The sequence below is a fragment of the Variovorax sp. LjRoot290 genome (genome assembly GCF_964253985.1).
In the GTDB taxonomy this organism is placed as follows: Bacteria; Pseudomonadota; Gammaproteobacteria; order Burkholderiales; family Burkholderiaceae_C; genus Variovorax.
This window is the reverse complement of sequence record NZ_CAXURW020000001.1, coordinates 693,404-717,256: the sequence shown is the minus strand read 5'-3', so window position 1 is coordinate 717,256 and position 23,853 is coordinate 693,404. Positions and strand designations below refer to the sequence as shown.

The window sequence follows — 23,853 nt, the reverse complement described above, 5'->3', positions numbered from 1 at the left end:
GCTACGCGCTACGGTATTCACCTTGGGAGCGGCCCGGCGGCTCATGCTGCCCCCCCTTCCTGCGCCGCGGCATCGGGTCCGAAGCCGAACAGCGCATCGAACTGGTCATCCTGCGGCAGGCCCTGACTGGTCATGCCCGGGCCTCGTTCGGCCACCGGATCGGTGAACCACAGCGAGTGGCGCGCCACCGGCAGCGCCAGCGACGGCCCGTCGCCCTCGCCCGCCTCGGCCGTAAAGCCCGCAAACAATTCCTGCAGGCGCGCATCGAAGCGCTGCGCATCGAGATCGTGCTCCAGCCCTTCGAGCGCGGCCTGCGCGGCCAGCGTCCACCAGTGCTGCGTGCGCGCCAGCACAGCGCCATGCAGCTCGGGGCGCGAGGACACCAGCTCGGCTGCGATTGTGAAGGGAAAGTAGCGCCCCACGCCGTCGACCGAGGGCATCATCACGCCGAGCCAGCCGCCGGCGCCGATCACGCCCTCGCCAAGCACGAAGCACCAGAGCGGCGCCTGGAGATAGCGCTCGGTCCAGTCTTCGCGCCGCGCGCGCAGCCGCGTGAGCCCATGCTGCAGCCAGCGGTCCCAGGCGTTGCGGAAGGGCTCGGGCAGACGGCGGCTCGCAAAGTCGCCCATGCCGGGCAGCTTGCCGAACCAGCCCGGCGCCATGTTCGAAGCGGCATCCTGTTGCGAATTCACAAGCCCTCCGGACACGCGAACTCCCGCAGCTCGCGCAAGCGGATCGGATGCTGCACGCTGTTGGTCGTCACCTCGAAGCGCGTTTTGCGGGCACCGATCTGGAAGGTGATGAAGAATTTCTCGGGCGCGTCGCCGGCTTCGAGCTGGCCGTCGTCGAGCACGCGGAACAGGGCCCACGGCCCGTCGACCGCCATGCCCGAGCTGCCGCTGGTCGATGGCGGGCTGACCTGCACGCGCACCTGGTTGCTGCCCTTGGGGCCGGGCCATTGCACCGCCATCGGCACCACCGGGCCGTGCGCGTATTTCACGAGCTGGCCGTCGACGTCGAGGATGAACTGCGTGATGCCGGCATCCATCTCGACCGGCTTGAAGTCCAGCCGCATGGCGGGCGTGCGGCCGGCGGCGCGGAAGAAGATGTCCTTGATGCGCGCCGCGCGCTCGAACTGCGCGATCGCCTGCGCCGTGATCGCGCCCTGCTCCGCCACCGGCTTGTAGCGCCAGGGCCGCGTGCTGGTGTCGACCAGCGCAGCCAGCCGCTTCTGGAAGAAGTCGTCCATCAGGCCGCCGGGACCGAACATCTGGCCGAAGTCCTCGGGCAGCACGTCGCGCTTGCTGCTGGTGACGAAGGGATAGCGCCCGGCGATCGCGCGGGTGCAGAACTCGGTCACCGGACGCAGGTCCTGGCTCAGGCTGCCGCGCTCGGCCACGCGCGCCTGCGTGGCGCCGGCCTGGCTCAGGTTCTCGACCATGGTGCGCACCGGTTCCGGCAAGCGCCCGGCATCGGACTTGAGCTTGCCGGCCACGTCGCCGGGCGGCGGCGAGCTGCGGCTCTTGACCGCGGTGTCGACTGCGTTGAGGTAGACGTAGACCTCGTTGAAGAGCTTGAGCGCATCGTCGATCGGCGCCGGCCCGTTCGGCGTGGGCGAGGTGACGAGGCGGCGCAGCGGCTCGAAGCGGTCGTCGACGATGCTCTCGATGCGCCTGGGCGCGGCCGCCGGCTTGCTGGGATCGCCGCCGAACAGGTCTTCCAGGCCCTTGCGCGTGTTGCGCACGGTCTCGGTGGCCTTGCTCACCACGTCCTTGCTGGTCTCGGCCGGCGTCAGCGTGGTCTCCTTGACCACCGCGCGCAGGAAGCTGGCGAGCGGCGAGCCGGTGCCCGAGAGGATGCGCGCGGTCTCGATGTTCTTCTCCAGGCCGGTGGCGCGCACCAGGCGCACATCGGACAGGAGCGCCTCCCACACCTTGACGTACTCCTCGAGGTAGAGCCTGCGCACGCGGTCGGTCAGTGCGCCGAGCGCGGCGGCGTCACGCAGGCGGTCGGCCGTGCCGCGCTCCTGGCCGAGCACCCACGGGTCCTCGTTGGCGAGCAGGCCGGTGAGCACCGTGACCTCGTTCTGGAAGCGCTTGTGGTAGCCGTCGTAGGTGAACATGCCCGGCACGCCGTCGGCGAGCGGCTTGCCGCTGATGCGCTCGAACACCAACGGGCCCGCGGGGCCGGCGGCGGTCGCGACGCTGAAGGGCGGGATGTCCTTGCCGAGGCGCTGGCGCTTCAAGCGGCTGAACACGCGCTGCTCCAGCGGATAGCTCGCGAGCACCGCGCGCACGTTGCGCACCAGGTTCTCGTCCATCTTGAGCGGCGAGCGCGGCGGGCCCTGGGCGATCAGCACGTCCAGCTGGTCCTCGAGCAGCTTGCGCTGTTCTTCGGGAATGCCGCGGTCGAGGCTGCGCGCCCAGTCGAGCGTGATCCAGGCCTTGAGCGCATCGGCATCGAAGCGCTCGGGCTGGTGCAGCATCAGGTAGGTCTTGAGCGCCTCGTAGCTGAACTCGAGGTTGTCCTTCTGCGCGGTGCGCAGCTGGTCCTCGATGCGCTTGGCGAGCTGCGGCAGGAAGGCCTCGTTGAGCGCGCGCTGGTGCGCCAGCATCGCGGCGGCATCGAGCTTGTCGCCCTGGTAGAGGCCGAGCGTCATCGACAGCGGCTCCTCGCCTTCGCGGTTCTCGGGCGCCTTCCAGATGTTGCGCAGCGCCTGCAGCACCGGCGCGACCTCGACCAGGTTCGACACGCGCGAAGGCAGCGCTGCCAGCGTCTGCCGCGCCGGCTCGACGCGCGCCTCGACGGCCTTCAGGTAATTCATGTTCTGCCAGGTGCTGTAGCCCCAGCCCGCGAGCAGGGCGACGGTGATCAGCGTCATCGCGGCCACGCCGGCCAGACGCAGCGTGTTGCGGCGGCGTTCGAGCTTGACGTCGGCGCCGGCGAGGCGCTGCTCGGGAAACACCACGTCGCGCAGCAGCGAGGTGAGGAAGTAGCTGCGCCCGCTGCTCTTCTGCGGCGGGAGCATGGCGCGTTCGAGCCCGAAGCTGCGCGCGAGGCTGCCCATCACACGGTCGATCGGGCTGCCTTCCTGCGTGCCGCTGGTGAAGTAGACGCCGCGCACCCACGGCGGCTGCGCGAAGCGCGAGCCGGTGAAGACCTGCTCGAGCAGGTCGGACAACAACGGCCCGATGGAGCCGAACTGCGCCGGAAAACCGAAGATCGCGGCGCGCCGCGTGCCGTCGGTCTCGCGCTGCATGCGCTGGATCAAGGCGTCGTTGACGCGATCGTGCAGCAAGCCGAACTCGCGCTGGAAGGCGGTGGCGAGCCCCTTCTCGTCGACCTGCGCGCCCTCCTCGGCCGGCAGCGTGAAACCGAAGACCTGCGCGCGCTGCTCCTTGCCCAGATCGGCGAAGTATTCGCTGAAGCCGTAGAGCAGGTCGCTCTTGGTCACGAACACGTAGACGGGCAGGCGCGTCGTGAGCTTGGCGTCGAGCTCCAGCAGCCGCGCGCGGATCGAGGCCGCGAGCGTGCTGCGCGCCTCGGTGCCCTGGCTCAGCAGGTCGGCCACGCTGACGGTGAGGAACACGCCGTTGAGCGGGCGCCGCGGCCGCACTTTCTTGAGCAGGCCGAGGAAGCCTTCCCATGCGCTCTTGTCTTCCGTCTGGTGACTGTCTTGCGTGGTGTAGCGGCCGGCGGTGTCGATCAGCACCGCGTCGTCGGTGAACCACCAGTCGCAGTTGCGCGTGCCGCCGACGCCGCGGATGGCGCCGGGGCCGAACTTGTCGGCCAGAGGGAACGAGAGGCCGGAGTTGATCAGCGCCGTGGTCTTGCCGGCGCCGGGCGCGCCGATGAACAGGTACCACGGCAGGTCGTAGAGGTAGCTGCCGCCCGAGAGCGAGAGCCAGTCGCGCCAGCCGGGCTTCTTGCCGGCCGCGTGCAGGCGCATCTGCTTCAAGGTGGCCACGGCCTCGGTGAAGCGCGTGTTGAGCACCTTCTGCTCGCCGTTGTCGGCGGCCGCCGCGGGCTGCGCGGTGGGCGCCTTCATGAGGCCGTCGGTCAGATGCTGGCTGGCCTTGCGCGTGCGCCAGCGGCGGTAGACGGCGCGCAGCACCACCAGCAGCACGATGATGCCGATCAACACCGCGCGCGCGAGCTCGCTTTCGAGCGGGGCCAGCGCGCCGATCTTGATCAGCGGGCCGATCCACCAGATCAGCAGTGCGACGACGACGAGGGCCAGCGCGGTCAACAGGAGGGGATGGAAGAGCCATCCGAAGAGCTTTTTCATCGCTTCGCTCCCGCGAGTTCGGCGGCCACCTGGTCCGGCGGGCTCAGGAGCACGATGTCGACGCGACGGTTGCGCGCGCGGTTGGCCGGCGTGTCGTTGGCCGCGACCGGCTCCGCATCGGCCTTGCCGTCGGAGCGCATGCGGGCCGGCTCGATGAAGCTGGAGAGCGCGCCCTTCACCGCATCGGCGCGCGCGGCCGAGAGATGCCAGTTGGACGGATAGCGCATCGAGCGGATCGGCTGGTTGTCGGAATGGCCGGTGATCAGCACCTCGCCCTTGACCTCGGCCAGCGCTTCGCCGATGCGCTTCAGCACCGGCAGCGACTGCGCCATCGGGTCGGCGCTGCCGGAGCCGAAGAAGCTGTCGCCGCGCAGCCGCACGGTGCTGCGGTCGGCCTCGTCGGTGACGGTGACCAGGCCCTGCTTGATCTCGGGCTCGAGGAACTTCGCGAGCCGCGGCGACTTGGCCAGGATGGCGGGCGGCGCGATCTGCAGGTGGGGCACGCGCAGGCTGGAGACCGCCGCGTAGGTGGTGTCGGAGCGGTGGTTGAGCGTGAGCCGCAGGCCGAACCATGCGAGCGCCAGCAAGAGCGCGAAGCCGGCCGCGAACACCCACATCGGCAGCGACTCGCGCAAGCGCGCCGAGCCCGTGCCCTGCCCGCGCCAGTGCGGCGAGAGCTCGGCTTCGACCGGCGGGCGGTCCTTGGCGATCAGGTCGGCCAGGCGCTGGCGCACGGTGTCGAGCTGCGCGCGGCCGTTGTCGATCACGCGGTAGCGGCCTTCGAAGCCGAGCGCGAGCACGCTGTAGATCAACTCGAGCAGTTGCCGATGCGTGGGCACGTCCTGCGCGAGCTTGGCCAGGAGCTGGAAGATCTTTTCGCCGCCCCAGGTCTCGTTGTGGAACTGCACCAGGAGGCTCTGCTTGTTCCAGCCGCCCTGCACGCCCCAGGGCGTGTTGGCCACCGCCTCGTCGAGTGCGGTGCACAGGATGTAGCGCGCGGCCAGCACCGTTTCGTTGGAGATGCCGGCGCGGCGCGCGGCGGTGTCGAACTGGTTCACCGCATCGGCCGTCGATGCCCGCAGCGACTGCACGTTGGGCGCTTGCGCCAGATTGCGCAGCTTGCCTATCAGCACCAGCAGCTTCGCCGCGGACGACACCAGCGGATTGAGCAAGCCCAGCTCGCCCACTTCGGCCGGCAGCGGATCGGCGCCACCGCCCATCGACGTGGGCGGCGCGGCCGGCGTGTTGCCCCCGGGCGCGCGCGGCTTGGGCTTGATGACCGTGCGCTCCGACTCGAAGGCGGCGAAGGGGTCCGGGGTGGTCATGGTGGTGCTCCGGCAGGGGCGCGGGCGAGACGATTACGAGCGAATGGCCCAGAACGCGAGGTCGAGGCCGGGGAAGTCGCCCGCGATATGCATCGCGACGCCGCCCGACTGTTCGAGCTGGCGCCAGAGATCGCTGTTGCGCGTGTCGAGTTCGAAGTAGTTGGCGCCCGAATGAAAGGGGATCTGCCGCGGCGCCACCGGCAGCGGCATCAGCGTGACGCCCGGCAGCGCGAGGTTGACCAGGTCGCGGATGCGCTCCACCGGCGCGATCTTCACCTGTGTGGGGAAGCGCGCACGCAGCGCCTCGCTCGGCATCTGGGCGTTGACCGCGAGCACGAAGGTGGCGTTGCGCTGCAGCTCGACATCGGGAATCACCGCCACGCGCACGCCGTGCTTGCGGTCGTGCAGCTCGATGCGGATGGCCGATTGCTCCAGCACCATCGACAGGCTGCGCCGCAGGTCGTCCATCACCGGCTTGAAACTCATCGCCAGGTCGTCGTGGATGTAGGGGCCGAAGCGCGCGACGCGGCGCGAATCGCGAAAGCTCGCCAGGTCGCCGGCCAGCGCCAGCGCGTGTTCGTAGAAACGCTGCGGGTGCAGCATGGCGCTCTTGGCCAGGTGCGCGAACACGGCCTCGTTGCGATTGACCGTCTGCAGCAACATGAAGTCCGCGATCTCGGCCACGCCGCCGGTGCCGCCCTGGCTCATGCGCCCGGCCAGCGCCTCGCCGCGCTGGCGCAACAGGCCCAGCAGCTCGTCGAGCCACGCGCGGATGACGGCATGACCCGCCACGTCGAGCAGCGGCGGCAGCAGCACGCGATCGAGCTGCACCTGGTTGTCGACGCGCCGCTCGACCACACGCGAGACATTGAGCGTGGTCCAGGCATCGGTCGCGTCGCCGGCGCGCATCAGGCGGGTGTGCAGCTGGCCCAGTTGCAACATCGCGGTGCGTTCGCCGGCGGTGTTGGAATCGGGCACGTCGGACTCCAGCACGCGATGGCGCACCAGGTCGTCGTACGCCTCGGCATCGGCCTCGCGCGCGCCCGCGCGGCGCAGCGGCAGGGCCAGCACGACGGCCTCGTCGCGCATCGTGCTCGAGATGTCGATGGGTTCGGGCAGCGGATCGACCGACGGCATGTCGAACACGGTGCCGTCGCCGAACACGCCTACTGCGCGCACCAGCGCCAGCTTGCCCAGCGAGAGCGCGGCCTGGTCGATCTCGAGCTCGGCAAAACCCCAGGCATATGGCGTGGTGCTTCGCAACAGAAGATGCCGCGCATGATCGGCATGGCGCTCGCTTTGCTGCAGGTGCTGAGGCTGCAGCAGCATCCCCTCGCTCCAAACCACTTTAGTTCGCCAACTCATCCGCGCTCCGTCGACGGCGGGGGCTCCCGCCTGGGTGGAAACATCTAGTTTCCGGCGCACCGGAGGCCAGGCAAATCTGGCTAATGGCCTAGGCGCAGCTACCGGGATAGTGCTAAGGGGCTAGGCGCAATGAAGCACGAGCCCCTGCAGAAATACGAATTGCCATGGCGATGGCGCGGGCGGATATTCGTTGGCATGTCCGCCCCACGTGCCGCCGACGATCCAGCCGACATGGGCGCGGTCGTGTGCCGGCTGCTCGGGATGCTGGTGGTGGGGTTTGTCCTATTTGCACTGACGGCGGCCGCCCCTGCGCAGGCCCAGCCGGCCGACAAGCGCATCGCGCTGGTGATCGGCAATGCGCGCTATCCGAAGGTGCCGCTGGACAACCCGGAGAACGACGCGCGGCTGATCGCGAACAACCTGCGCAAGCTGGGCTTCGATGTCAACGAGCAGCTCAATGTCAACGTGCTGCAGTTCAGGCGCGCGCTGCGCGAGTTCGCGCGCCGGGTGCAGGAGGACGATGCCATCGCGGTGCTGTACTACGCCGGCCACGGGGTGCAGATCGACGGCCGCAACTACCTGCTGCCGGTCGACATCAACCTGCGCGACCAGGAGGAGGTCAAGGACGAGTCGGTCGACATCGAGGAGCTGTTCCTGAGTCGCATCGAGAAGGCACGCTCGCACCCGCGCATCGTGATCCTCGATGCTTGCCGGGACAATCCTTTCGCCGGCAAGACGCGCAACATCCGCTCCGCCGGCGGGCTGGCGGAGATGGGTGCGCGCGGCACCTTGATCGCGTTCGCCTCGGCGCCCGGCGCACCGGCCGAAGACGGCCCGAGCGGCCGCAACAGCGTCTACACCAAGCACCTGGCCGTGGAGATGATGGTCCCCGGCCTCGAGGTCGAGCAGATGTTCAAGAACGTGCGCGTCAAGGTGCTGCGCGACACCCGCGAACGCCAGCTGCCCTGGGTCAACACCTCGCTGACCTCGAACTTCAGCTTCAACCCGCAAGGCAACCCGCCGCCGGCCCAAGAGCAGCCGGGCCGCGAGGCGGCGCGGCAGCCTCAGGTTCGCGAGCCCGCGGGTCGGCGCTTCGAGCCGAACGAACTCGAGAAGCAGCTCGAGCGCGCGCAACGCGAACTCGACGCCGGGCGCGCAACGGCGCCGCCATCCATCCCGCCACCGGCGCCGCCGCCACAGCCGGTCGCAAAGCCGGCCGCACAGCCGCCAGCACTTCCGGCCCCACAGGTGGCCGCGCTATCGCCCCCCGCGAGCAGCACCACGCCCGCCTCGGCAGCGCGCAAGTTCCTGGACCGCGCCGAGGTGGCGCAGCTCCTCGTCGGCAAGACGCACACCCTCAAGGACAGCACAGCGGGCTACCTGATGCGCTGGGACATGCGAAGCGGCGGCCTTATTTATTACAACAGCCAGAGCATCGGCAACGCGAGCAGCAACGGCTCGGGCCGCTGGGAGCTGAAGAACGACGGGAGCCTCTGCGCCAGGTTCAACCCCGTGCCGCCGAGCCGGCTGACCGACGCGCGCAGGCCCGACGACGGCTGCTGGTATTTCTTCCGCGAAGGCGAGAAGCTCATGCGCGCCGGCGCGGCGGCGCCCGAGGCGCAGCCGCAAGCGGAGATCGTGAAGATCCAGTGAGCGAGGCGCCTCACTCGGCGCGAATGTCGTTGGCCTTGACCACCTCGCCCAGCAGCTTGTAGTAGTCGCGCGTCAGCGCCCCCAGTTGCTCGGGCGTGCCGCCGCCGGCTTCGTCGCCGCGGTCGGCAACGGTCTTCTGCACGCCCGGGTCCTTGAGGGCGCTGTTCATCGCCGTGTTGACCTTCTTCACGATGTCGGCATTCAGACCGGCCGGGCCGTACAGGCCGATGAAGGAGATGACCTGGAAGTCCTTGATGCCTCGCTCCGCGGCCGTGGGCACGTCCGGGAAGGCCGGCACGCGCTTGGGGCCGGTCGCCATCAGTGCCTTGAGCTGGCCGGACTTGAGGAAGGGCGCGACCACGGACGAGGCATCGAACATGCAGGGGACGCGCCCCGCGATCAGGTCGGTCATTGCCGGGCTGCTGCCCTTGTACGGCACATGGCTCATCTTTGGCTTGCCGATGCGCTCGCGGAACAGCTCCATCGCCGTCTGCACCAGGCTGCCGGGCCCGCCGGACGCGTAATCGACGGTCTTGCCCTCCTTGTCCTGCGCCTTGACCCAGGCGATGAATTCCTCGAGGTTCTTGACCGGCAGGCTGGCCGGCACCACCAGCATCAGCGACGAGGTCAGCGTGAGGCCGATGGGCGTGAGCTTCAGCGGATCCGCCACCGGCGTGTTGCGGTAGGTGTGCGGGTTGAGCACCATGTTGCTGCCGTTGCCCACCAGCAGCCTGTAGCCGTCGGGCGCTGCCTTCGAGATGAAGTCGGTGGCAATGTTGCCGTTGACGCCGGGCTTGTTGTCGATCACCACGCTCTGGCCCAGGCTGCTCTGCATGCCGGCGATGAGGATGCGCCCCGCGAAATCCGTCTGCCCGCCAGGCGGATAACCCACCACCAGCGTGACCGGCTTGGCGGGCCAGGCGCCCTGGGCGGCGGCGAATCCGGGCAGCATGCTCGCGCCGAGGCCACCCAGCCCGAGCTGCAACGCGGTGCGCCGCGAAAGAGAGACGTTCGACTCGATCGGCATCATGGTCTTCTCCAGACGTTGGCAAATTCGACCCGGCCCATCTTAGGATCGTGCCGGGTGCCTCACAAGCCTCACCGGGCCGCGCCGGCGCCGGTCGAAAAGTTGAAGCTCCTGGCGAAGGACACGCCGTCGTTGGTGCCGGCGATCCTCACCGCGTAGGCAGTGTTCGGCATCAAGGAGGCGTCGGGAATGATCAGCGCCTTGTTGGCAGCCAACACGCCGTTCGGATCGTTGTCACTGGTCATGGCCGGCCGGAGCACCACGGGCACGTTCCCCGACAGCGTCTGCATCGATGCCGAGGAGATCGCGAGCGTCTGTCCGGTTCGCACGGCCACCAGCAGGCCGTGGCCAAGCGGGCTGGCCCGCAGGTCGCGGCCCGGCACCGGATTGGGGGTCTCGTTGGTGATCTCGAAAAAGACGCCGCTGGTCCCTTCGCAGGGATAGGTGAGCACCTGGTCGCTGGCAGGCTCCTGGCGGCCGGCGGCCGGCGTGAAGCCCAGGTTGAACTGCTGCACGGTGCGCGGGCCGAAGATGGCAGTGGTGCCGAGTTCATCGCTGCCGCGCAGCGCGATCCCGATGTCGCGAAAGCCGCCCAGCATGCCGACCTGGTGGTACGGCAGCGCGAGCAGCGCCCGCACGCCGAAGACGCCCGTGCCCGCGATCGAGCCGGAGTAGTACAGGCTGGAGATTTCGTCGCCCACGCCGCCGGCCGAATAGCCCGCGGCCGAGACCCTGTCCGCCGGGTTCACGCCCGTGAAGCCGGACGTGCCCGGCGTCTCCTGGTGGGTCAACTGGTTGTTCACGATCTGCCAGTCCGCGTGCGCTTTGGCAGCGGCATCGAGCTGGGCGTTCTGCGCGAGAAGGCCGAATCCGCAGCGCTCGCGCTCCGCGTTCAGCAGTGCAAAGGCCTGGTGGCCCTCCGAAGAAGCGCCGTAGGTGTCGGGGGGGACGGAAGTCACCAGCGTCGAGGGCAGCGCTCCGTCGGCCGGCGCGCTCGGCGGGGTCTGGGTCGACGCTGTAGAGCCCGGCGGCAGCACCGCCACGCCCCCGCCCCCGCCGCCACCCCCGCCGCAGGCTGCGATCAACGCACAGAAGATGGTTGCGAGCGCATGGCGCCAGCCGTAAGCGGATATGGAAAAGGAAAGCGAATGCGTCATGGCGCCATGACGTCACGAAATCGCGAACCTTCCTGTCAGAGCGCGGCCATCGTTGACGTAGGTAGGCCGAACTCGGAGCGATGCCAACGCTAGGCAAGTCCCGGGCAGACGCGAAAGGCATGGCCGGCTAAGCTGAGACCGACGGCGCATTCCTGCCGTAGCCACTCAACCAAGGAGCAGACATGCCTCGCTATCTGGTCGAACGCACCTTTCCCGAAGGCCTCGAGATCCCGGTGACCGATGTCGGCGCGCGGGCCTGCGGCATGGTGATCGCCAACAACGCCAAGAGAGGCGTGACCTGGGTCCACTCCTATGTGAGCAAGGACCATCGCAAGTCCTTCTGCGTCTACGACAGCCCGAACCCGGAGGCGATCCGCGAGACGGCGGGCGACAACAGCCTGCCGGTGGACACCATCACGGAAGTCACCGTGCTCGACCCCTACTTCTATCGGGCCTAGGCGCGCACTCTCTTGATTCAAACCTCCCGCGCGGCAGACAGGAGCTTGGCGCCGAGCAGCGCCATGATGCCGCCGGCCGCGCGGTCGATCCAGGTCTTGTAGCGCAGGTAGGCCGAGCGCGGCGCGGCCGATGACAGCGCCAAGGCCACGATGGCATACCAGCCGGTCTCGATGCAGAAGATGACGACGGGCAGCGCGAGCGCCAGCGACAGGGGCACGTCGCGCGGCAGGAAGGCCGCGAAGATGCTGGCGTAGACCACGGCCGTCTTCGGGTTGCTGATCTGCGTGGCCAGGCCCAGCAGCAGCGCACGCCGGCCGGGCTGCCGGTTGCCGCCCGGCGCCTGCGCCTCGGCGACGTCCAAAGGTTGCTTCGCGCCGCGCCAGATGCGGATGCCGAGATACACCAGGTAGAGCCCGCCGAGCAGCTTGATCGCGAGGTACAACGCCGGCACCGCCAGAAAGGCCGCCTGCAACCCGACCAGCGCGGCGACCGCGAAGGCGATGCCGCCGAGCCCCATGCCCAGCGCCGCGGCCAGCCCATCGCTGCGCGACGCAACGGCCGTGCGCGCGACCATGACGAAGCTCGGGCCGGGGCTCATGGCGCCGACGATCATGGCGCCGGCGATGCCGAGCAGCGGGAGGGTGATGTCCATGGTTGTGCTTTCGCTCCAAAAGCGCGATGGTAGGTGCTTGTCTTCAGGCCCGCGGATCACAGGAGAAAACCATGCTTCAGAAGTCACCGATGTACGCGTACATCCCGGCGCAAGACGTCGCCCGTGCGAGGCAGTTCTACGAGCAGAAGCTCGGCTTCAAGCCCACGGCGGAAGTGGACGACGGTGTCGTCTACGAGTGCGCAGGTGGCACCAGCTGCTTCCTGTACCCGACGCCCAACGCCGGCACCTCCAAGGCCAGCCAGGCTTTCTGGCAGGTCGAGGACATCGAGAGCGAAGTGGCCGAACTGAAGACGCGCGGCGTCGTGTTCGAGGACTACGACATGCCGGGGAAGGACGAGAACGGCATCGTGAACCAGGGCGGGGCGAAGGCTGCTTGGTTCACGGATACGGAGGGGAACATCATGGCGGTGATACAGGGCGTTTGAGGGGCGCCGATTGGCTTCGCTCCTGCCCCGCCATTGCACAAACTGAGTTGCACATGGCGCCCCGGTGATGCAATCCCGTGGGCGCAGAACGACCTACTTTGCGGTCTTGATGACGGTCCCGACAGGCAGGTTCTTCACGTGGTACTTGCCTGGCAGCTCATCGAGCTTGACCAGGCTGTTGCGCGCCATGATGACGCCCATGGACGGCTCCTGCTCGATGAACACCACTTCGCCCGCCTTGACCGAAACAGGTGTTTCTGCCCAGTTCTCGGCCTTCGAGTAGATCTTGTGCTGCCCCGGCGGCAGCGTGAAGTAGATGTACTGGTTGCCTCGCGTGAAGCCCATTTCGGAAGCGGGCTCCTGATCGTCGACGAAGACATTGAAGCGGATCATGCTGCCCACCGACGAGGGGCGCACGACATAGACCATTGCCTCGCCCGCGACGGGCAGCTTCGGAAGCTGGTAGTTGGCGGTCGCAGCCTTCATGGCCTCCGGCGAGGGCAAGCTCGCGCAGCCGGTGAGGACAACTGCCGCACATGCCAGCGCGGCGATGGTGATTGACTTCTTGATATTCATTCGATGCACTTTCTGGTTGTTGAAATCGATAGGCCAGGCTGTACGAAGCCCGGCAGAGGTGGGGTTGTCGTCAGCGAAAAGCACTGACGCAAAGGTCGCAGGGACCGTTCAGCTTGAGTTCCACCGAGCTAGCGGAAGGCGATTCAGAACTCACCAAGCGCCGCTCCGTCGATGGGCTTTTGCAGCCATTTCGCGATATCGCCGCCGAGCGCGTAAGTCACCACACCTACCATGCTGCAGGTGCTGCGCGGCAGCCCGAAGTACATGAACATTTGTCGTTGCGCGGTGAACCCGGCGGGTGCATGGCCCCGGCGCTCCAACGTGCCACGCAGCTGCACGATCTTGGGGCCGCCATAGAGGCCGCCAGCGTTCGCGAGGATGTCGGTGATCTCGATTTTCAGCACAGGTGCGCCGTCGACACTGGATGCGGGAGGCGAAAGCAGGTATTCGTACGGCGTGAGCAGCTGGTCTTGCACAGACTGCTGCAACGATGTCGGCACATCGCATGGATCGTCTGCCTTCGACAATCGGATGCCCTTGGCGGCTGTGCCATACGCGATGGCGGGCATCACTACGGTGTTGTGCACGGCGGCAGCCGCTGGCGCTGCCTCGAGTCCCGGCGGTTGACGCGAGCCGCAAGCGGTCAATAGCGCCCCGACGATGAGCAAGGCGCCCATTTGTGCGGATGTTTGTTTGTTCATGATCGATCGCTTACCCACGCTCAGAACCAATCAATCGAACTCGAACCGCTGGTCTCTCACCACGTGATGTCTGCCCCAGTGAAAGTTGCAGAGCCGAGCGACCTCCGCGCCGTCCTTGCTCTCAGGGATGCAGCCTCCGGTGATCTTGACGGTCTTGGTGCCTTGCCTGGACAGCGGGTATTCGATGCCCGGGCCTTCGGGAATCGTGTGCTGGAGCTCCACCTGCTCCACATAGTCGTCGGTCAGCGCGAAGATCAAGGCGCCATCCAGCCGAAGCATGTAGGTGTCGTGCTGAAAGGCGGCGCCTCGAACCAGACAGAAGTCGACGCGCGACGCTTCTATTTGCTGGCCTCGGCACTCCGGTGCTTGGGGCTTGGGCTGCGCCATGGCGCAGAAGGCTGCGCCCACAAGGACACAACCGAGGATGGCTCGAACAAGGTTCATGGAATTGACCATGGGTTGACTCATGGAGAGGCGTGTGACTGATGTGGGAGTACCGACGCTTCAGGTATTGGCGCGGCAATTTCTGCTGCAGAAGCTGCGCGGCAAGAATCTCCGCGCTTTCGTGACCGAATGCGCAGCGGCGGGATCCCGCGTGAAAACTCGCTTAGGTCGTTCGTGTTATGAGGCCGAGGCCGCGCTCAGGGCCTGCCGTCGCGCAACACCGCCACCTGCTCCGCATGGCTGCGCTCGATGCGTTCCAGCCGGGCCGCGCGCGCTTCTGCATTGACCCACTTCGCGGCGAGCGCGCGCCGCTTCGCAAGCTGGTAGTCCAGCTCGGCCGCCGCCAGCAGCGCCGTGTTGTCCGCCGCAACGTAGCCGAAGGGCGCATGCAGCGACTTCAGCACCTCGCGCTCGCCGTCGCCGCGCGGCCCCTTGGTGCGGCCGTAGTCGACCAGAAAGTCCTGCAGCTTCTTCTGCAACGCGAGGGGATGGGCGCGCCGCATCACGAACACGGCCGGAGGAATGGGCTCGGACTGCCAGATCACGTGGAGCCGATCGGCCTCGGCCGGAAACTGCTGCCTGAAGCGCTCGAAGTCGATCGTGTTGTTGGTGGCCACGTCGGCATCGCCATTCGCCACCGCGAGCGCGGTGGCCTGGTGCGTGTCGACGATCTCGCTCTGGAAGCGCGTCTCCATCGCGATGCCGTTCGGCAGGAAGAGCTGGAGCTGCGGCACGATGAAGCCCGACACCGAGCGGCTGTCGCCGCGCGCCAGGCGCCAGCGTTCGGGGCGGGCCAGCAGCTCCTTCAGCGAATTGTGGGCGCCTGTCTTGCGCGCGAGCAGCACGGCGCGACTGTCGGGCAGGCCGTCGACCCGCGCCACCTGGGCCACCACGTTCATGCGCCGTTCTGCGACGTCATCGAGCGCCAGCTTGGCCGACAGCAGCGCGAAATCGACGTCGTCGCGCCGGAGGGCCTGGGCCAGCGATTCGTAGGAGGTCACGGAGAGCACGCTCACCGGCCGGCCGAGCGCGCGGCTCAGGTCGTTAAGGAGCGGCGTCCAGTTGCCGCGCGACTCGATCGCGCCGCCGACCGGCAGCACGCCGAAGCGGATGGCCGGCGGCGGCTCGGCGCGAAGGCTTTGTGCGAGCGCAGCAGCGGCTTGCCAGCCCAGCGCGGCAGCCAGGGTGCAACGCCACGCCGCGCGCAGCACGCACCGCCTCATGCGAGGCTCAGGGTGCGCCGTTGCGCAAGGCCGCCACCTGCTCGGCATACCCGCTCTCGATGCGCTGCAGCCGGGCCTGGCGTGCTGCCTCGTTGACCCACTGCGAGGTCATGGCGCTCTGCCTGGCGAGCTGGTAGGCCAGCTTGGCGGCCGGAAGCAGCGAACTGTTGTCGGCCGCGACGAAACCGGCGAGGTCGTGCAGCGACTTCAGCACGGCGCGCTCGGCGTCGCCGCGCGGCCCCTTGGCGCGCGCGTAGTCGACCAGGAAGGCCTGCACCTTCTTCTGGAACTCGGGGCTGTACTCGCGCCGCACCACCAGTTGCGCATGCGGGATCAGTTCCGACTCCCAGATCACCTGCAACCGATCGGCCTCGGCCGGGAACTGGAGCTTGAAGCGCTCGAAATCGGCCGTGTTGTTGGTGGCCACGTCGGCCTCGCCGTTGGCCACCGCCAGCGCCGTCGCCTGGTGCGTGCCCACCACTTCGCTGGCGAAGCGCGTCTCCATCGCAATGTGGTTCGGCAGGAAGAGCTGGAGCTGCGGCACGATGAAGCCCGACACCGAGCGGCTCTCGCCGCGCGCCAGGCGCCAGCGCTCGGGCTGGGCCAGCAGGTCTTTCAGCGTGGTGAACTTCCCGGTCTTGCGCGTGAGCAGCAGCGCGCGGTAGCCGGGCAGGCCGTCGTGGCGCGTGACCTGCGCCACGACGTTCATGCGGCGCTGCGTGACGGCATCGAGCGCCATCTTGCCGGACAGGAAGGCCATGTCGACCTGGTCGCGCTGGATCGCCTGCTCGAGCGCTTCGTAGGAAGTGACCGAGAGCACGCTGACCGGCCGGCCGATGGCGCGGCTCAGGTCTGCGAGGAGCGGCTCCCAGTCGTTGCGCGATTCGAAGGCGCCGCCCAACGGCAGGATGCCGAAGCGCAGCGGCGCCGTCTTGGCGGCGGCAGCCGTGCCCGCGGTTTGCGCCGCGGCCGCGAGCGGCGCGCCCAGCAGCAACGCCAGCGCGCAGCGCCCCAGCAAGGCGGCGGCGCGCCGTGCCATCATCCGCAAACGCCCGGAATGCGGGGCGGGAGAAGCAAGGGGAGCACCGGCGGCGCAATGGACAGGAAATTGCATCTTCTTCTGGAACGCGTCGGCTGGGGGCCTTGGGGCTGGTCAAAGCGGTTCTGTCGAGAACACAATTAGAAACCAACTTCGATCAGATTCGTGACGTTTTTCTCTAGACATGTACTTAAGTCGGTGGTTGACACACAAGTCGCCAGGCGTCTGATGCGCCCATGAACTGGCCCTTTCGCGCCCTCCGCCTGCTGATGCGCCTGACGCTGGCGCAGCAGCTCGTGCTGCTGGCGCTCTTGCCCGCCATGGTGGCGACGCTGGGTGCGATCGCGGTGCTGACGCGCCAGCACCTCGCGAGCGTGACCGAGCTGATGCGCGCCAATGCGCAGACCGTGGCGCTGCAGGTGGCGACCGTGGCCCAGATCCAGCTCCACAGCATGGACCGCCGCGCGCTGCAGCGCACCGCGCAGTCCGGCAGCTACCAGCCGCACGTGCAGCAGGTGCAGATTTGGTCCGAAGACGGCGAGATCCTCGCCAATTCGGAAACCACCGACCGCGAGCGCAGCGAGGGCTTGCAGGTGGTGGCGCCGATCATCGGCGACGACGGCAAGCACACCGGCAAGGTGATGGTGGAGATCAGCCTCGACGCGGTGCAGCGCGCCAAGCGCTCGGTGTGGATCAACGTGGTGCTGGTGCTGGCGGCCAGCCTGGTGGGCGTGGGGCTGGCCGGCTGGTGGGCGGCACGCCGCATCAGCGCGCCGATCCGCGCCCTCGGCGAGGCGGTCGACCGGCTGGGCGCCGGCGAGGACGCGCAGGTGGCGGTCCAAGGCACGGCCGAGGTGCGGCACCTGCAACACGGCTTCAACGAGGCGGCGCGCGCGCTGTCGGAAAGCCGCGGCGAGCTGGAAAGCCGCATCGCCAACGCCACGGCCGAACTGGCCAGCAAGAACCAGCAGCTCGAGGTGGCGAGCCAGGCCAAGACGCGCTTGCTGGCCGCCGCCAGCCACGACCTGCGCCAGCCGCTGCACGCGCTGACGCTGTTCTCCGACGGCCTGGCCAACGGCGAGACCGACCCGGTGCGCCTGCAGCGCATCGGCCATATCCGCGAATGCGTCGAATCGCTGGACCGGCTGTTCTCGGAGCTGCTCAACCTCTCGCAGCTCGATGCCGGCGTGCTGCAGCCGCAGTGGGCGGACTTTGCGCTCGATCATCTGTTCGACGAGATCAGCCGCAACTTCCGGCCGGTGGCAGAGCAGCAGAACCTGCGGCTGGTGGTGCGCAAGACCGAGCTCTGGGTGCGCAGCGACTACGTGATGCTCTCGCGCATCCTGAACAACCTGGTGTCGAACTCGCTGCGCCACACCACCGAGGGCGGCGTGCTGATCGGCGCGCGCCGGCGCGGCCGCGGCATCCGCATCGACGTGGTGGACACCGGCGTCGGCATCGCGGCGCATCACCAGTCGCGGGTCTTCGAGGAGTTCTACCAGGTCGAGCCGCACGGCCGGCAGGGCCGCGACGCGCGCGGCATGGGCCTGGGCCTCGCCACCGTGCAGCGGCTGGCGGCGCTGCTCAACACGCGCGTCGAGCTGAGCTCGCAGCCGCACAAGGGCACCTGCGTGCGCGTGATGGCGCGTGCCGCCGAGCCCGCGGCAGCGGCGCCGGTAGGCCCGGCAGCCCTGCCCCATGGCGCCGGCGGCGAGGACGAAGCGAGCCTGCGCGGCGTGCGGGTGCTGGTGATCGACGACGAGCGCACCATCCTCGAGGGCTTGCAGGTGGTGCTCTCGAATTGGGGCGCCGAGGTGATGGCCGCGCAGACGCGCAACGAGGCGCTCGCCCTGGCCGACGAGTGGGACCGGCCGCCCGACCTGGTGGTGAGCGACCTGCTGCTGCAAGGCGGCGACAACGGCCTCGACGTGCTGGCGGCGCTGGAGCGCCATCCGCGCGGCATCGGCGAGGCGACGGCACGCCTGCTGGTGACCGGCGAGACCAAGCCCGACCGGCTGCGCGAAGTGGCGAACTCGGGCGTCGCCGTGCTCTACAAGCCGGTGTCGCCGAAGCTGCTGCGGCAGGCGATCAATGCCCAGTTGGCGGCGGTGCGTCAGGCGGTGTTGTAGGAAGGTCCCGCCAGGGATACGACGTCGGAGATAGGCCGACAGGCCGCGAAGCCGTGCAGTCTTCCACGGCAATCCGGTGCCGTGCAGGCCGACATAAGCCCTCTGCCTTATCGCGCGAAGCAGGCCGCGTCCGTACATTGGGTCCATCACCCACTGCAGGTGCAGTTCATGTTTGCGAATCGATCTCCAGCGCTCTTTCAAGGGCTGCGCACCATCGCGGGCATGGCCATCGCCGTCCTGCTCGCCGGCGGCGCGAACGCGGCCGGGCTCACGGTGCTGGTGGCCGACGAGCTGGCGGCCCACACGGAGTTCGTTCGCCTGCTGCGCGAATCCCAGGAGGCCGGCAGCCGTTTCGATCTGGTCCGCCTGCCCGCCGGCGGCCCCGTCCCGGAGCTTGCGGGCGCCGGCGAAGACCGCGTGATGGCCGGCGTGCGCACCCGCGGCATGCGCCCGAGTGCTCCGGCGGAGGTTCCGGTCACGATGGCCGTCGGGCCGGTGGCGGCGCGCGCCGCCATCGAGCGGCCGGGCCAGGACCCGCTGGTGCTCGTGATGCTGAGCCGGCTCGACTACGAAAGCCTCAAGACAAGCCCCGCGCTGCGGCGCACCGACCGCCATGTCGGCGTGCTGCTGCGCGAGCCGGCAATGGCCGACCAGCTGACGCTCATCGACGCGGTGCTGCCGCAGAAGCGCCGGCTCGGCGTGGTGGCGACGGCCGAGTCGGAGCCGATCGTGCGCGAGCTGCAGCGCGCGGCCCAGGGCTGGGATCTGCAGGTCGAATACGCACCCGACGCGACCTCGCTGGCCTCGGTACTGCGCGTGCTGGTGCCGCGCAGCGATGCGCTCATGGTGCTGCCCGACCTGATCGGCGACAGCCAGGCCGCCACGCTCTCGGTGCTGCGCGCGGGCGCCGGCGCCGGCCTGCCGGTGTTCGGCACCAGCGACGGCCTGGTCCGCTCGGGCGGGCTTGCGGCCGCCGTCTCGACGCCGGGGCAGCTCGCGCTGCAGGCGCGCGCGCTCGGGCAGAAGGTGGCCGCCGCGCCGGCGGGCGCGGGCGTGCTGGTCGAGGCGGCGACGCCGGCCACGGTGCGCATCAACGCCACCGTCGCGCGCGGTCTGGGCCTGCGCATTCCGGAAGAGCGGGAACTGACCGAGCGGGTGACCGCCACCCGATGACCGCCCCGAGCCACGGTCTGGCCGTGCCCGCCTCCGCCGCACGACCGACGGACCCGCCCGCAACGGACGGCCGCACCGTCGTGGTCGGCGGCAGCCTCCAGCGCGACCTGTTCCGGCTCGGCGTGGTGCCCTGCGCGGCGGTGGCCATCGCGCTCACCGCCTGGTTCACCCACAGCCGCCTCGAGACGCTCGAAGCTGCCTTCAATGCCGAAGGCCAGGCCGTGGCGCGCCAGGTGGCCGCGATGTCCGACCTGAGCCTCTACGCCGGCGACCTGCCCGCGCTGCAGAACGTCGCCAACGCGGCGCTGCGCGGCGGCCAAGTGACGCGGGTGGAGATCAGCAACAGCGCCGGCGTCTACGTGACGGCCGGCCCCAAGACCGCGCCTCTGGCGCAGCTGCGCATGTTCACCGCGCCGGTCACGCTGCGCGAGGCCTCGCGCGCCAGCGCCTTCGCGCCCGAAGGCTCGACCGCCGCCGGCGAAACGCCCATCGGCCTGGTGCAGGCCTTCCGCGACACCACGGCCTATGCGCGCGAACGCACACGCTCGCTGATGGCGGGCATCGGCATCGCGATGATCGCGCTCCTGGCGGCGTGGGCCTGGGTGCGCCACACGGCGCGTGCGGTCGCACAGCCGCTGCGGCGCATCTCGCGCACCGTGGCGGCGCTGGAGGCGGGCCGGTTCGATGCGCGCTGCAACGTCGTCGCGCGCAACGCAGGCGAACAAAAGGGCGAAGCCGGCAAGCCGCGCGCGCGCCATGAGCTCGCCAACCTCGCCCACGACATCAACCGCCTGGCCGAGCGCCTGCAGCGCAACCGGCAGCAGAGCGAGGAGCAGGTGCGCGAAGCCACCGCCGTCGCGCTGCAGCGCATGGCCGAGGCCGAGCAGGCGGCCTTGTCGCGCGCCCGCTTCCTCGCCGCGGCCAGCCACGACCTGCGCCAGCCGCTGCATGCGATGGGCCTGTTCATCGACGGCCTGCTGCCCACGGCCACCGAAACGCAGCGGCCTGCCGTGCTGCGCCTGCAGGAGGGCGCCGAGTTCATGGGCGTGCTGCTCGACGATCTGCTCGAGATCTCGCGCCTCGATGCGCAGGTGCTGACGCCGGCGATCACCGACGTGTCGCTCGCCACGCTGTTCGACCAGCTCGATGCCCAGCATGCGGCGCGCGCCGCCGCCGCGCGCGTGCGGCTGGTGTGGATGGACCGCGGGCTCGCGGTGCGCACCGATTCGGCCCTCCTGCTGCGCATCGTCGGCAACCTGGTCAGCAATGCGATCCACCACACCTCGCCCGACGGCACGGTGCTGGTGCTGGCGCGACAGCGCGGCGGCAAGGTGCGCATCGAAGTGCGCGACAACGGCGTGGGCATCGCGCCGATCCACCAGGCGCGGATCTTCGAGGAGTTCTACCAGGTCGCGAACACCGAACGCGACCGCCGCCAGGGCTTCGGCCTCGGCCTCGCGATCTGCGCCCGCATCGCCGCGCTGCTCGGCACGCGCATCGCGCTGCGCTCGGCGCTGCAGGCCGGCAGCAGCTTCGCGCTGGAGCTGCCGCGCGCGAACCCGCGCGACGTGCTGCCGCTGGCTCCCGAGCCGCTGGCCGCGTCGCCGCTGGCCGGGCTGCGCTGCCTCGTGGTGGACGACGACCCGGCCATCCTCGATGCCAGCCGCGCGCTGCTCGGGCAATGGGGCTGTCTGGTGGAATGCGTGGCCACCGGCAGCGAGGCGCTGGAGCGGCTTGCCGACGCCGGCACGCGCTTCGACGTGCTGCTGTGCGACCTTCAGCTGGCCGGCGACGAGGACGGCATGGAAGTGATCGACGCCGCGCGCCGGCTGCAGCCCGACGCGCTGGCGGTTCTGGTCTCGGGCGCCACCGGGCCCGAGGTGCTGCAGCGGCTGCGCCAGGGCGGCGTGATGCTGCTCACCAAGCCGGTGGCGCCGGCGAAGCTGCGGGCGCTTCTGTCGACCCGCCGCAGCAACGCATGAGTTCAATAATGCAGCAATGCTCGACATCTCCGCCCTGAAAGACATCCGCCCCTTCATCGCGACGCCGAGCTACAACGGCGCGATGAGCTCGACCTACGTGCGCAGCCTGCTCGGCCTGGTGAACCTGGCCTGGAGCCACGGCTTCGCGATGCAGACCCGCTTTCTCGACGGCGACAGCCTGATCCCGCGCGCGCGCAACCGCCTCGTGGCGGAGTTCATGGCCGATGCACGCTGGACGCACCTGTTCTGGATCGACGCCGACATCGGCTTCGAGCCCGAGGCCGCGCTGCGGCTTCTGCTCGCCGGCCGCGAGGTGGTGGCCGGCGTCTACCCGCTCAAGAGCGACGGCTGGCCCGCCGAGGGCCTGCGCGCGCCGCTGCCCGCGGGCAGCACGCGCGAGGAGTTCGAGGTCCGCCATGCACGCTTTCCGGCCAACGCGCTGGAGGGCGATCGCACGGTGGACGCGGACGGCTTCGTCGAAGTGCTCGACGCGCCCACGGGCTTCATGCTGATCGCGCGCACGGTGTTCGAGCGGCTGGCCGCGGCCTGCCCCGAACTGCGCTACACGCCCGATGCCGCCACCGGCGACCTCGCCTCGCGCGCCTGGCCGCACTACCGCTTCTTCGACGTGATGGCCGAGCCGGACAACGGCCGCTACTTGAGCGAGGACTATGCGTTCTGCCGCCGCTGGCAATCGGTGGGCGGCAAGGTCTTCATCGATGCGCGCTCCCGCCTCACGCATCAGGGCCTGCGCACCTACACCGGCGACTTCGGCCGCGCGCTGGCGGCGCGATGAGGCGCGCGTGCGGAGGTGTAGGTGGGCCGCTCGTGCTCCTGCGCAAACTGCGGCCGCGTTCAACAGAATCGCCTCAAGCGTATTGCGCGAGGCCGTGGCCGAGGGACCAATTCTCTTTCGCGACCTCAACAAGGCTCACGAACACGTCCTCCGGCCGGATGCCGGGGCTTTCGCCGAGCAGCTCCGCGATCCGCCCGAACAGCGCCTTCTTCTGTTCCACGGTGCGGGTGTTGTTCACGGTCATCTGGATCAGCACGAGATCGTCGCTCCGGGCGATGCCAAGATAAGACGCGCCGTAGCGGAAGTTCGTAGCGTCATGCTCCCTGATGGTCATGAACTGGTTGTCTAAGGGCACGTTGAACGTTTCGTGCATCGCGCGGTAAAGGCTGTCGAAGATCGCCTGCCGGTAGGCTTCCGGCTTTCCGGCGCGCAGTGAGATGTGAGTGAGCGGCATGCAAGTCCTTTCCATGTTGTCCTGGTTTTATGTTATCTATTTTGATATGCTATTTATATTTATATCAGCGATAACAAATAGAAATGATGGAACGCCCCCTCGACTTGGATGCCGTCGAGGCTTTCATCCGCATCGTCGAGCTTGGCAGCTTCACGCGCGCGGCTGAAGCCATGCAGACGACGCAGGCCGCGGTCAGCTTGAAGCTGAAGCGGCTCGAAGAGAGGCTCGGCTGCCGGCTCGTCGAGCGGACGCCCCGGTCGGTGCAGCTTTCGGCGCGGGGCGCAGCCTTCCTCGAACACGCCCGCGAACTCCTGGAGGTACACGACCGCGCGCTCGCCGAATTTGCCGGAGCCCGGCAGCGCCTCACCATCGGCATCAGCGACCATGTTGCGGGGCCGGAGCTCCCCGCGCTGATCGCGCGCATGAACGCGCAAGACCCGCAGCTGTTGATCGAAATCCGGATCGGATCGTCGGGCGACCTGCTTCAAAGCTTCGACCGGCGGGAACTCGACACCGTGATCGTCCGCCTGCATGTCGGGCGGAGCGACGGGGAAATTCTTACCGAAGAAAAATTCGGCTGGTTCGCAGCGCCAAGCTGGCAGCATCGCGCGGGCGAGCCCCTGCCGCTTGCCACGCTTGCCGAGCCCTGCGGCGTGCGTGTGATGGCCGGGCAGCTTCTCGATGCGGCAGCCGTGCCCTGGACAGAAATTTTCGTCGGCGGCGGCGTTGCGGCGGTCGCTGCGGCCGTCATGGCCGGGCTGGGCGTTGCTGCATTGGCTCCGCGCATGCTGCCATTTGGCGCAGTTGACGTGGGCGCCAAGCTCGGGCTTCCCGATTTACCGCGCTTGCCAGTTCTGCTTCACTCAAGGGTCAAGGACGGCCGGCCGCGCGATGCGCTTGCCGCGCTTTCGGCTGCCTTCAGGAGCGCGGTGCGAGGCTAACGAAAGCTCACGAACTGTGAGCA

General features: G+C 68.9%; 21 protein-coding genes. 8 read left to right on the top strand and 13 right to left on the bottom strand.

The features are described from left to right. Positions 1-41: 41 nt before the first annotated feature. From tagF to tssK, 4 genes are read right to left on the bottom strand one after another with little or no spacing between them, the layout of a single operon-like run. Complete coding sequence (gene tagF, locus ACSQ9A_RS03715; RefSeq protein ID WP_436302724.1) at positions 42-692, bottom strand: type VI secretion system-associated protein TagF; 651 nt, start codon at positions 690-692, stop codon at positions 42-44. Beyond that, entirely contained in the window at positions 689-4,288 is a 3,600-nt protein-coding gene (gene tssM / locus ACSQ9A_RS03710) for a type VI secretion system membrane subunit TssM (RefSeq protein ID WP_436302723.1), read from the bottom strand. The genes tagF and tssM overlap by 4 nt, the downstream gene beginning before the upstream one ends. Then, complete coding sequence (locus ACSQ9A_RS03705; RefSeq protein ID WP_436302722.1) at positions 4,285-5,613, bottom strand: DotU family type VI secretion system protein; 1,329 nt, start codon at positions 5,611-5,613, stop codon at positions 4,285-4,287. The genes tssM and ACSQ9A_RS03705 overlap by 4 nt, the downstream gene beginning before the upstream one ends. A 33-nt stretch (positions 5,614-5,646) precedes the next feature. Next, on the bottom strand, positions 5,647-6,978 hold the full coding sequence (gene tssK / locus ACSQ9A_RS03700) for a type VI secretion system baseplate subunit TssK (RefSeq protein WP_436302721.1): 1,332 nt from the start codon (positions 6,976-6,978) through the stop codon (positions 5,647-5,649). A 195-nt stretch (positions 6,979-7,173) separates the two neighbouring features. Between tssK and ACSQ9A_RS03695 the strand changes: the two genes are divergently transcribed. Further along, complete coding sequence (locus ACSQ9A_RS03695; RefSeq protein WP_436302720.1) at positions 7,174-8,631, top strand: caspase family protein; 1,458 nt, start codon at positions 7,174-7,176, stop codon at positions 8,629-8,631. A 10-nt stretch (positions 8,632-8,641) separates the two neighbouring features. Here ACSQ9A_RS03695 and ACSQ9A_RS03690 read toward each other — a convergent pair whose 3' ends face one another. Next, positions 8,642-9,661, bottom strand: a complete 1,020-nt coding sequence (locus ACSQ9A_RS03690; RefSeq protein WP_436295301.1) for a Bug family tripartite tricarboxylate transporter substrate binding protein — start codon at positions 9,659-9,661, stop codon at positions 8,642-8,644. A gap of 68 nt (positions 9,662-9,729) precedes the next feature. Beyond that, positions 9,730-10,815, bottom strand: a complete 1,086-nt coding sequence (locus tag ACSQ9A_RS03685) for a CAP domain-containing protein (RefSeq protein ID WP_436302719.1) — start codon at positions 10,813-10,815, stop codon at positions 9,730-9,732. 182 nt (positions 10,816-10,997) lie between these two features. On the opposite strand from ACSQ9A_RS03685, the gene ACSQ9A_RS03680 reads away from it, so the two are divergent. Beyond that, positions 10,998-11,273, top strand: a complete 276-nt coding sequence (locus tag ACSQ9A_RS03680) for a DUF4242 domain-containing protein (RefSeq protein ID WP_093110740.1) — start codon at positions 10,998-11,000, stop codon at positions 11,271-11,273. Positions 11,274-11,290: 17 nt separating this feature from the next. Here ACSQ9A_RS03680 and ACSQ9A_RS03675 read toward each other — a convergent pair whose 3' ends face one another. Further along, on the bottom strand, positions 11,291-11,926 hold the full coding sequence (locus tag ACSQ9A_RS03675; RefSeq protein ID WP_436295300.1) for a LysE family translocator: 636 nt from the start codon (positions 11,924-11,926) through the stop codon (positions 11,291-11,293). A gap of 71 nt (positions 11,927-11,997) precedes the next feature. On the opposite strand from ACSQ9A_RS03675, the gene ACSQ9A_RS03670 reads away from it, so the two are divergent. After that, on the top strand, positions 11,998-12,372 hold the full coding sequence (locus ACSQ9A_RS03670) for a VOC family protein (RefSeq protein WP_436302718.1): 375 nt from the start codon (positions 11,998-12,000) through the stop codon (positions 12,370-12,372). 93 nt (positions 12,373-12,465) lie between these two features. On the opposite strand, the gene ACSQ9A_RS03665 is transcribed toward ACSQ9A_RS03670, so the two are convergent. From ACSQ9A_RS03665 to phnD, 5 genes are all read right to left on the bottom strand, one after another. Next, positions 12,466-12,948: a DUF2846 domain-containing protein gene (locus ACSQ9A_RS03665; protein ID WP_436302717.1), complete on the bottom strand. Its 483-nt coding sequence runs from the start codon at positions 12,946-12,948 to the stop codon at positions 12,466-12,468. Between the two features lie 143 nt (positions 12,949-13,091). Further along, complete coding sequence (locus tag ACSQ9A_RS03660) at positions 13,092-13,649, bottom strand: hypothetical protein (RefSeq protein ID WP_436302716.1); 558 nt, start codon at positions 13,647-13,649, stop codon at positions 13,092-13,094. Positions 13,650-13,679: 30 nt separating this feature from the next. Further along, positions 13,680-14,105, bottom strand: coding sequence for a hypothetical protein (locus ACSQ9A_RS03655; protein WP_436302715.1), 426 nt, complete (start codon positions 14,103-14,105; stop codon positions 13,680-13,682). Between the two features lie 185 nt (positions 14,106-14,290). After that, on the bottom strand, positions 14,291-15,316 hold the full coding sequence (locus tag ACSQ9A_RS03650; protein ID WP_436302714.1) for a phosphate/phosphite/phosphonate ABC transporter substrate-binding protein: 1,026 nt from the start codon (positions 15,314-15,316) through the stop codon (positions 14,291-14,293). Positions 15,317-15,323: 7 nt separating this feature from the next. Next, on the bottom strand, positions 15,324-16,355 hold the full coding sequence (gene phnD / locus ACSQ9A_RS03645) for a phosphate/phosphite/phosphonate ABC transporter substrate-binding protein (protein WP_093105489.1): 1,032 nt from the start codon (positions 16,353-16,355) through the stop codon (positions 15,324-15,326). Between the two features lie 236 nt (positions 16,356-16,591). Here phnD and ACSQ9A_RS03640 point away from each other — a divergent pair, with 236 nt between their 5' ends. From ACSQ9A_RS03640 to ACSQ9A_RS03625, 4 genes are all read left to right on the top strand, one after another. Beyond that, positions 16,592-18,484, top strand: coding sequence for an ATP-binding protein (locus ACSQ9A_RS03640; protein ID WP_436302713.1), 1,893 nt, complete (start codon positions 16,592-16,594; stop codon positions 18,482-18,484). A 168-nt stretch (positions 18,485-18,652) separates the two neighbouring features. Beyond that, positions 18,653-19,657 (top strand): ABC transporter substrate binding protein, encoded by a 1,005-nt coding sequence (locus tag ACSQ9A_RS03635; protein WP_436302712.1) that lies wholly within the window; start codon positions 18,653-18,655, stop codon positions 19,655-19,657. Beyond that, the gene (locus ACSQ9A_RS03630; RefSeq protein WP_436302711.1) at positions 19,654-21,639 is read left to right on the top strand and encodes an ATP-binding response regulator; all 1,986 of its coding nucleotides are present in this window, start codon (positions 19,654-19,656) and stop codon (positions 21,637-21,639) included. Before ACSQ9A_RS03635 ends, ACSQ9A_RS03630 begins: the two co-directional genes overlap by 4 nt. 16 nt (positions 21,640-21,655) lie before the next feature. Next, the gene (locus tag ACSQ9A_RS03625) at positions 21,656-22,435 is read left to right on the top strand and encodes a hypothetical protein (RefSeq protein ID WP_436302710.1); all 780 of its coding nucleotides are present in this window, start codon (positions 21,656-21,658) and stop codon (positions 22,433-22,435) included. Between the two features lie 73 nt (positions 22,436-22,508). On the opposite strand, the gene ACSQ9A_RS03620 is transcribed toward ACSQ9A_RS03625, so the two are convergent. Then, positions 22,509-22,889: a tautomerase family protein gene (locus tag ACSQ9A_RS03620; protein ID WP_436302709.1), complete on the bottom strand. Its 381-nt coding sequence runs from the start codon at positions 22,887-22,889 to the stop codon at positions 22,509-22,511. Positions 22,890-22,972: 83 nt separating this feature from the next. Between ACSQ9A_RS03620 and ACSQ9A_RS03615 the strand changes: the two genes are divergently transcribed. Further along, entirely contained in the window at positions 22,973-23,830 is an 858-nt protein-coding gene (locus ACSQ9A_RS03615) for a LysR family transcriptional regulator (RefSeq protein WP_436302708.1), read from the top strand. The last annotated feature ends 23 nt before the right edge of the window (positions 23,831-23,853 follow it).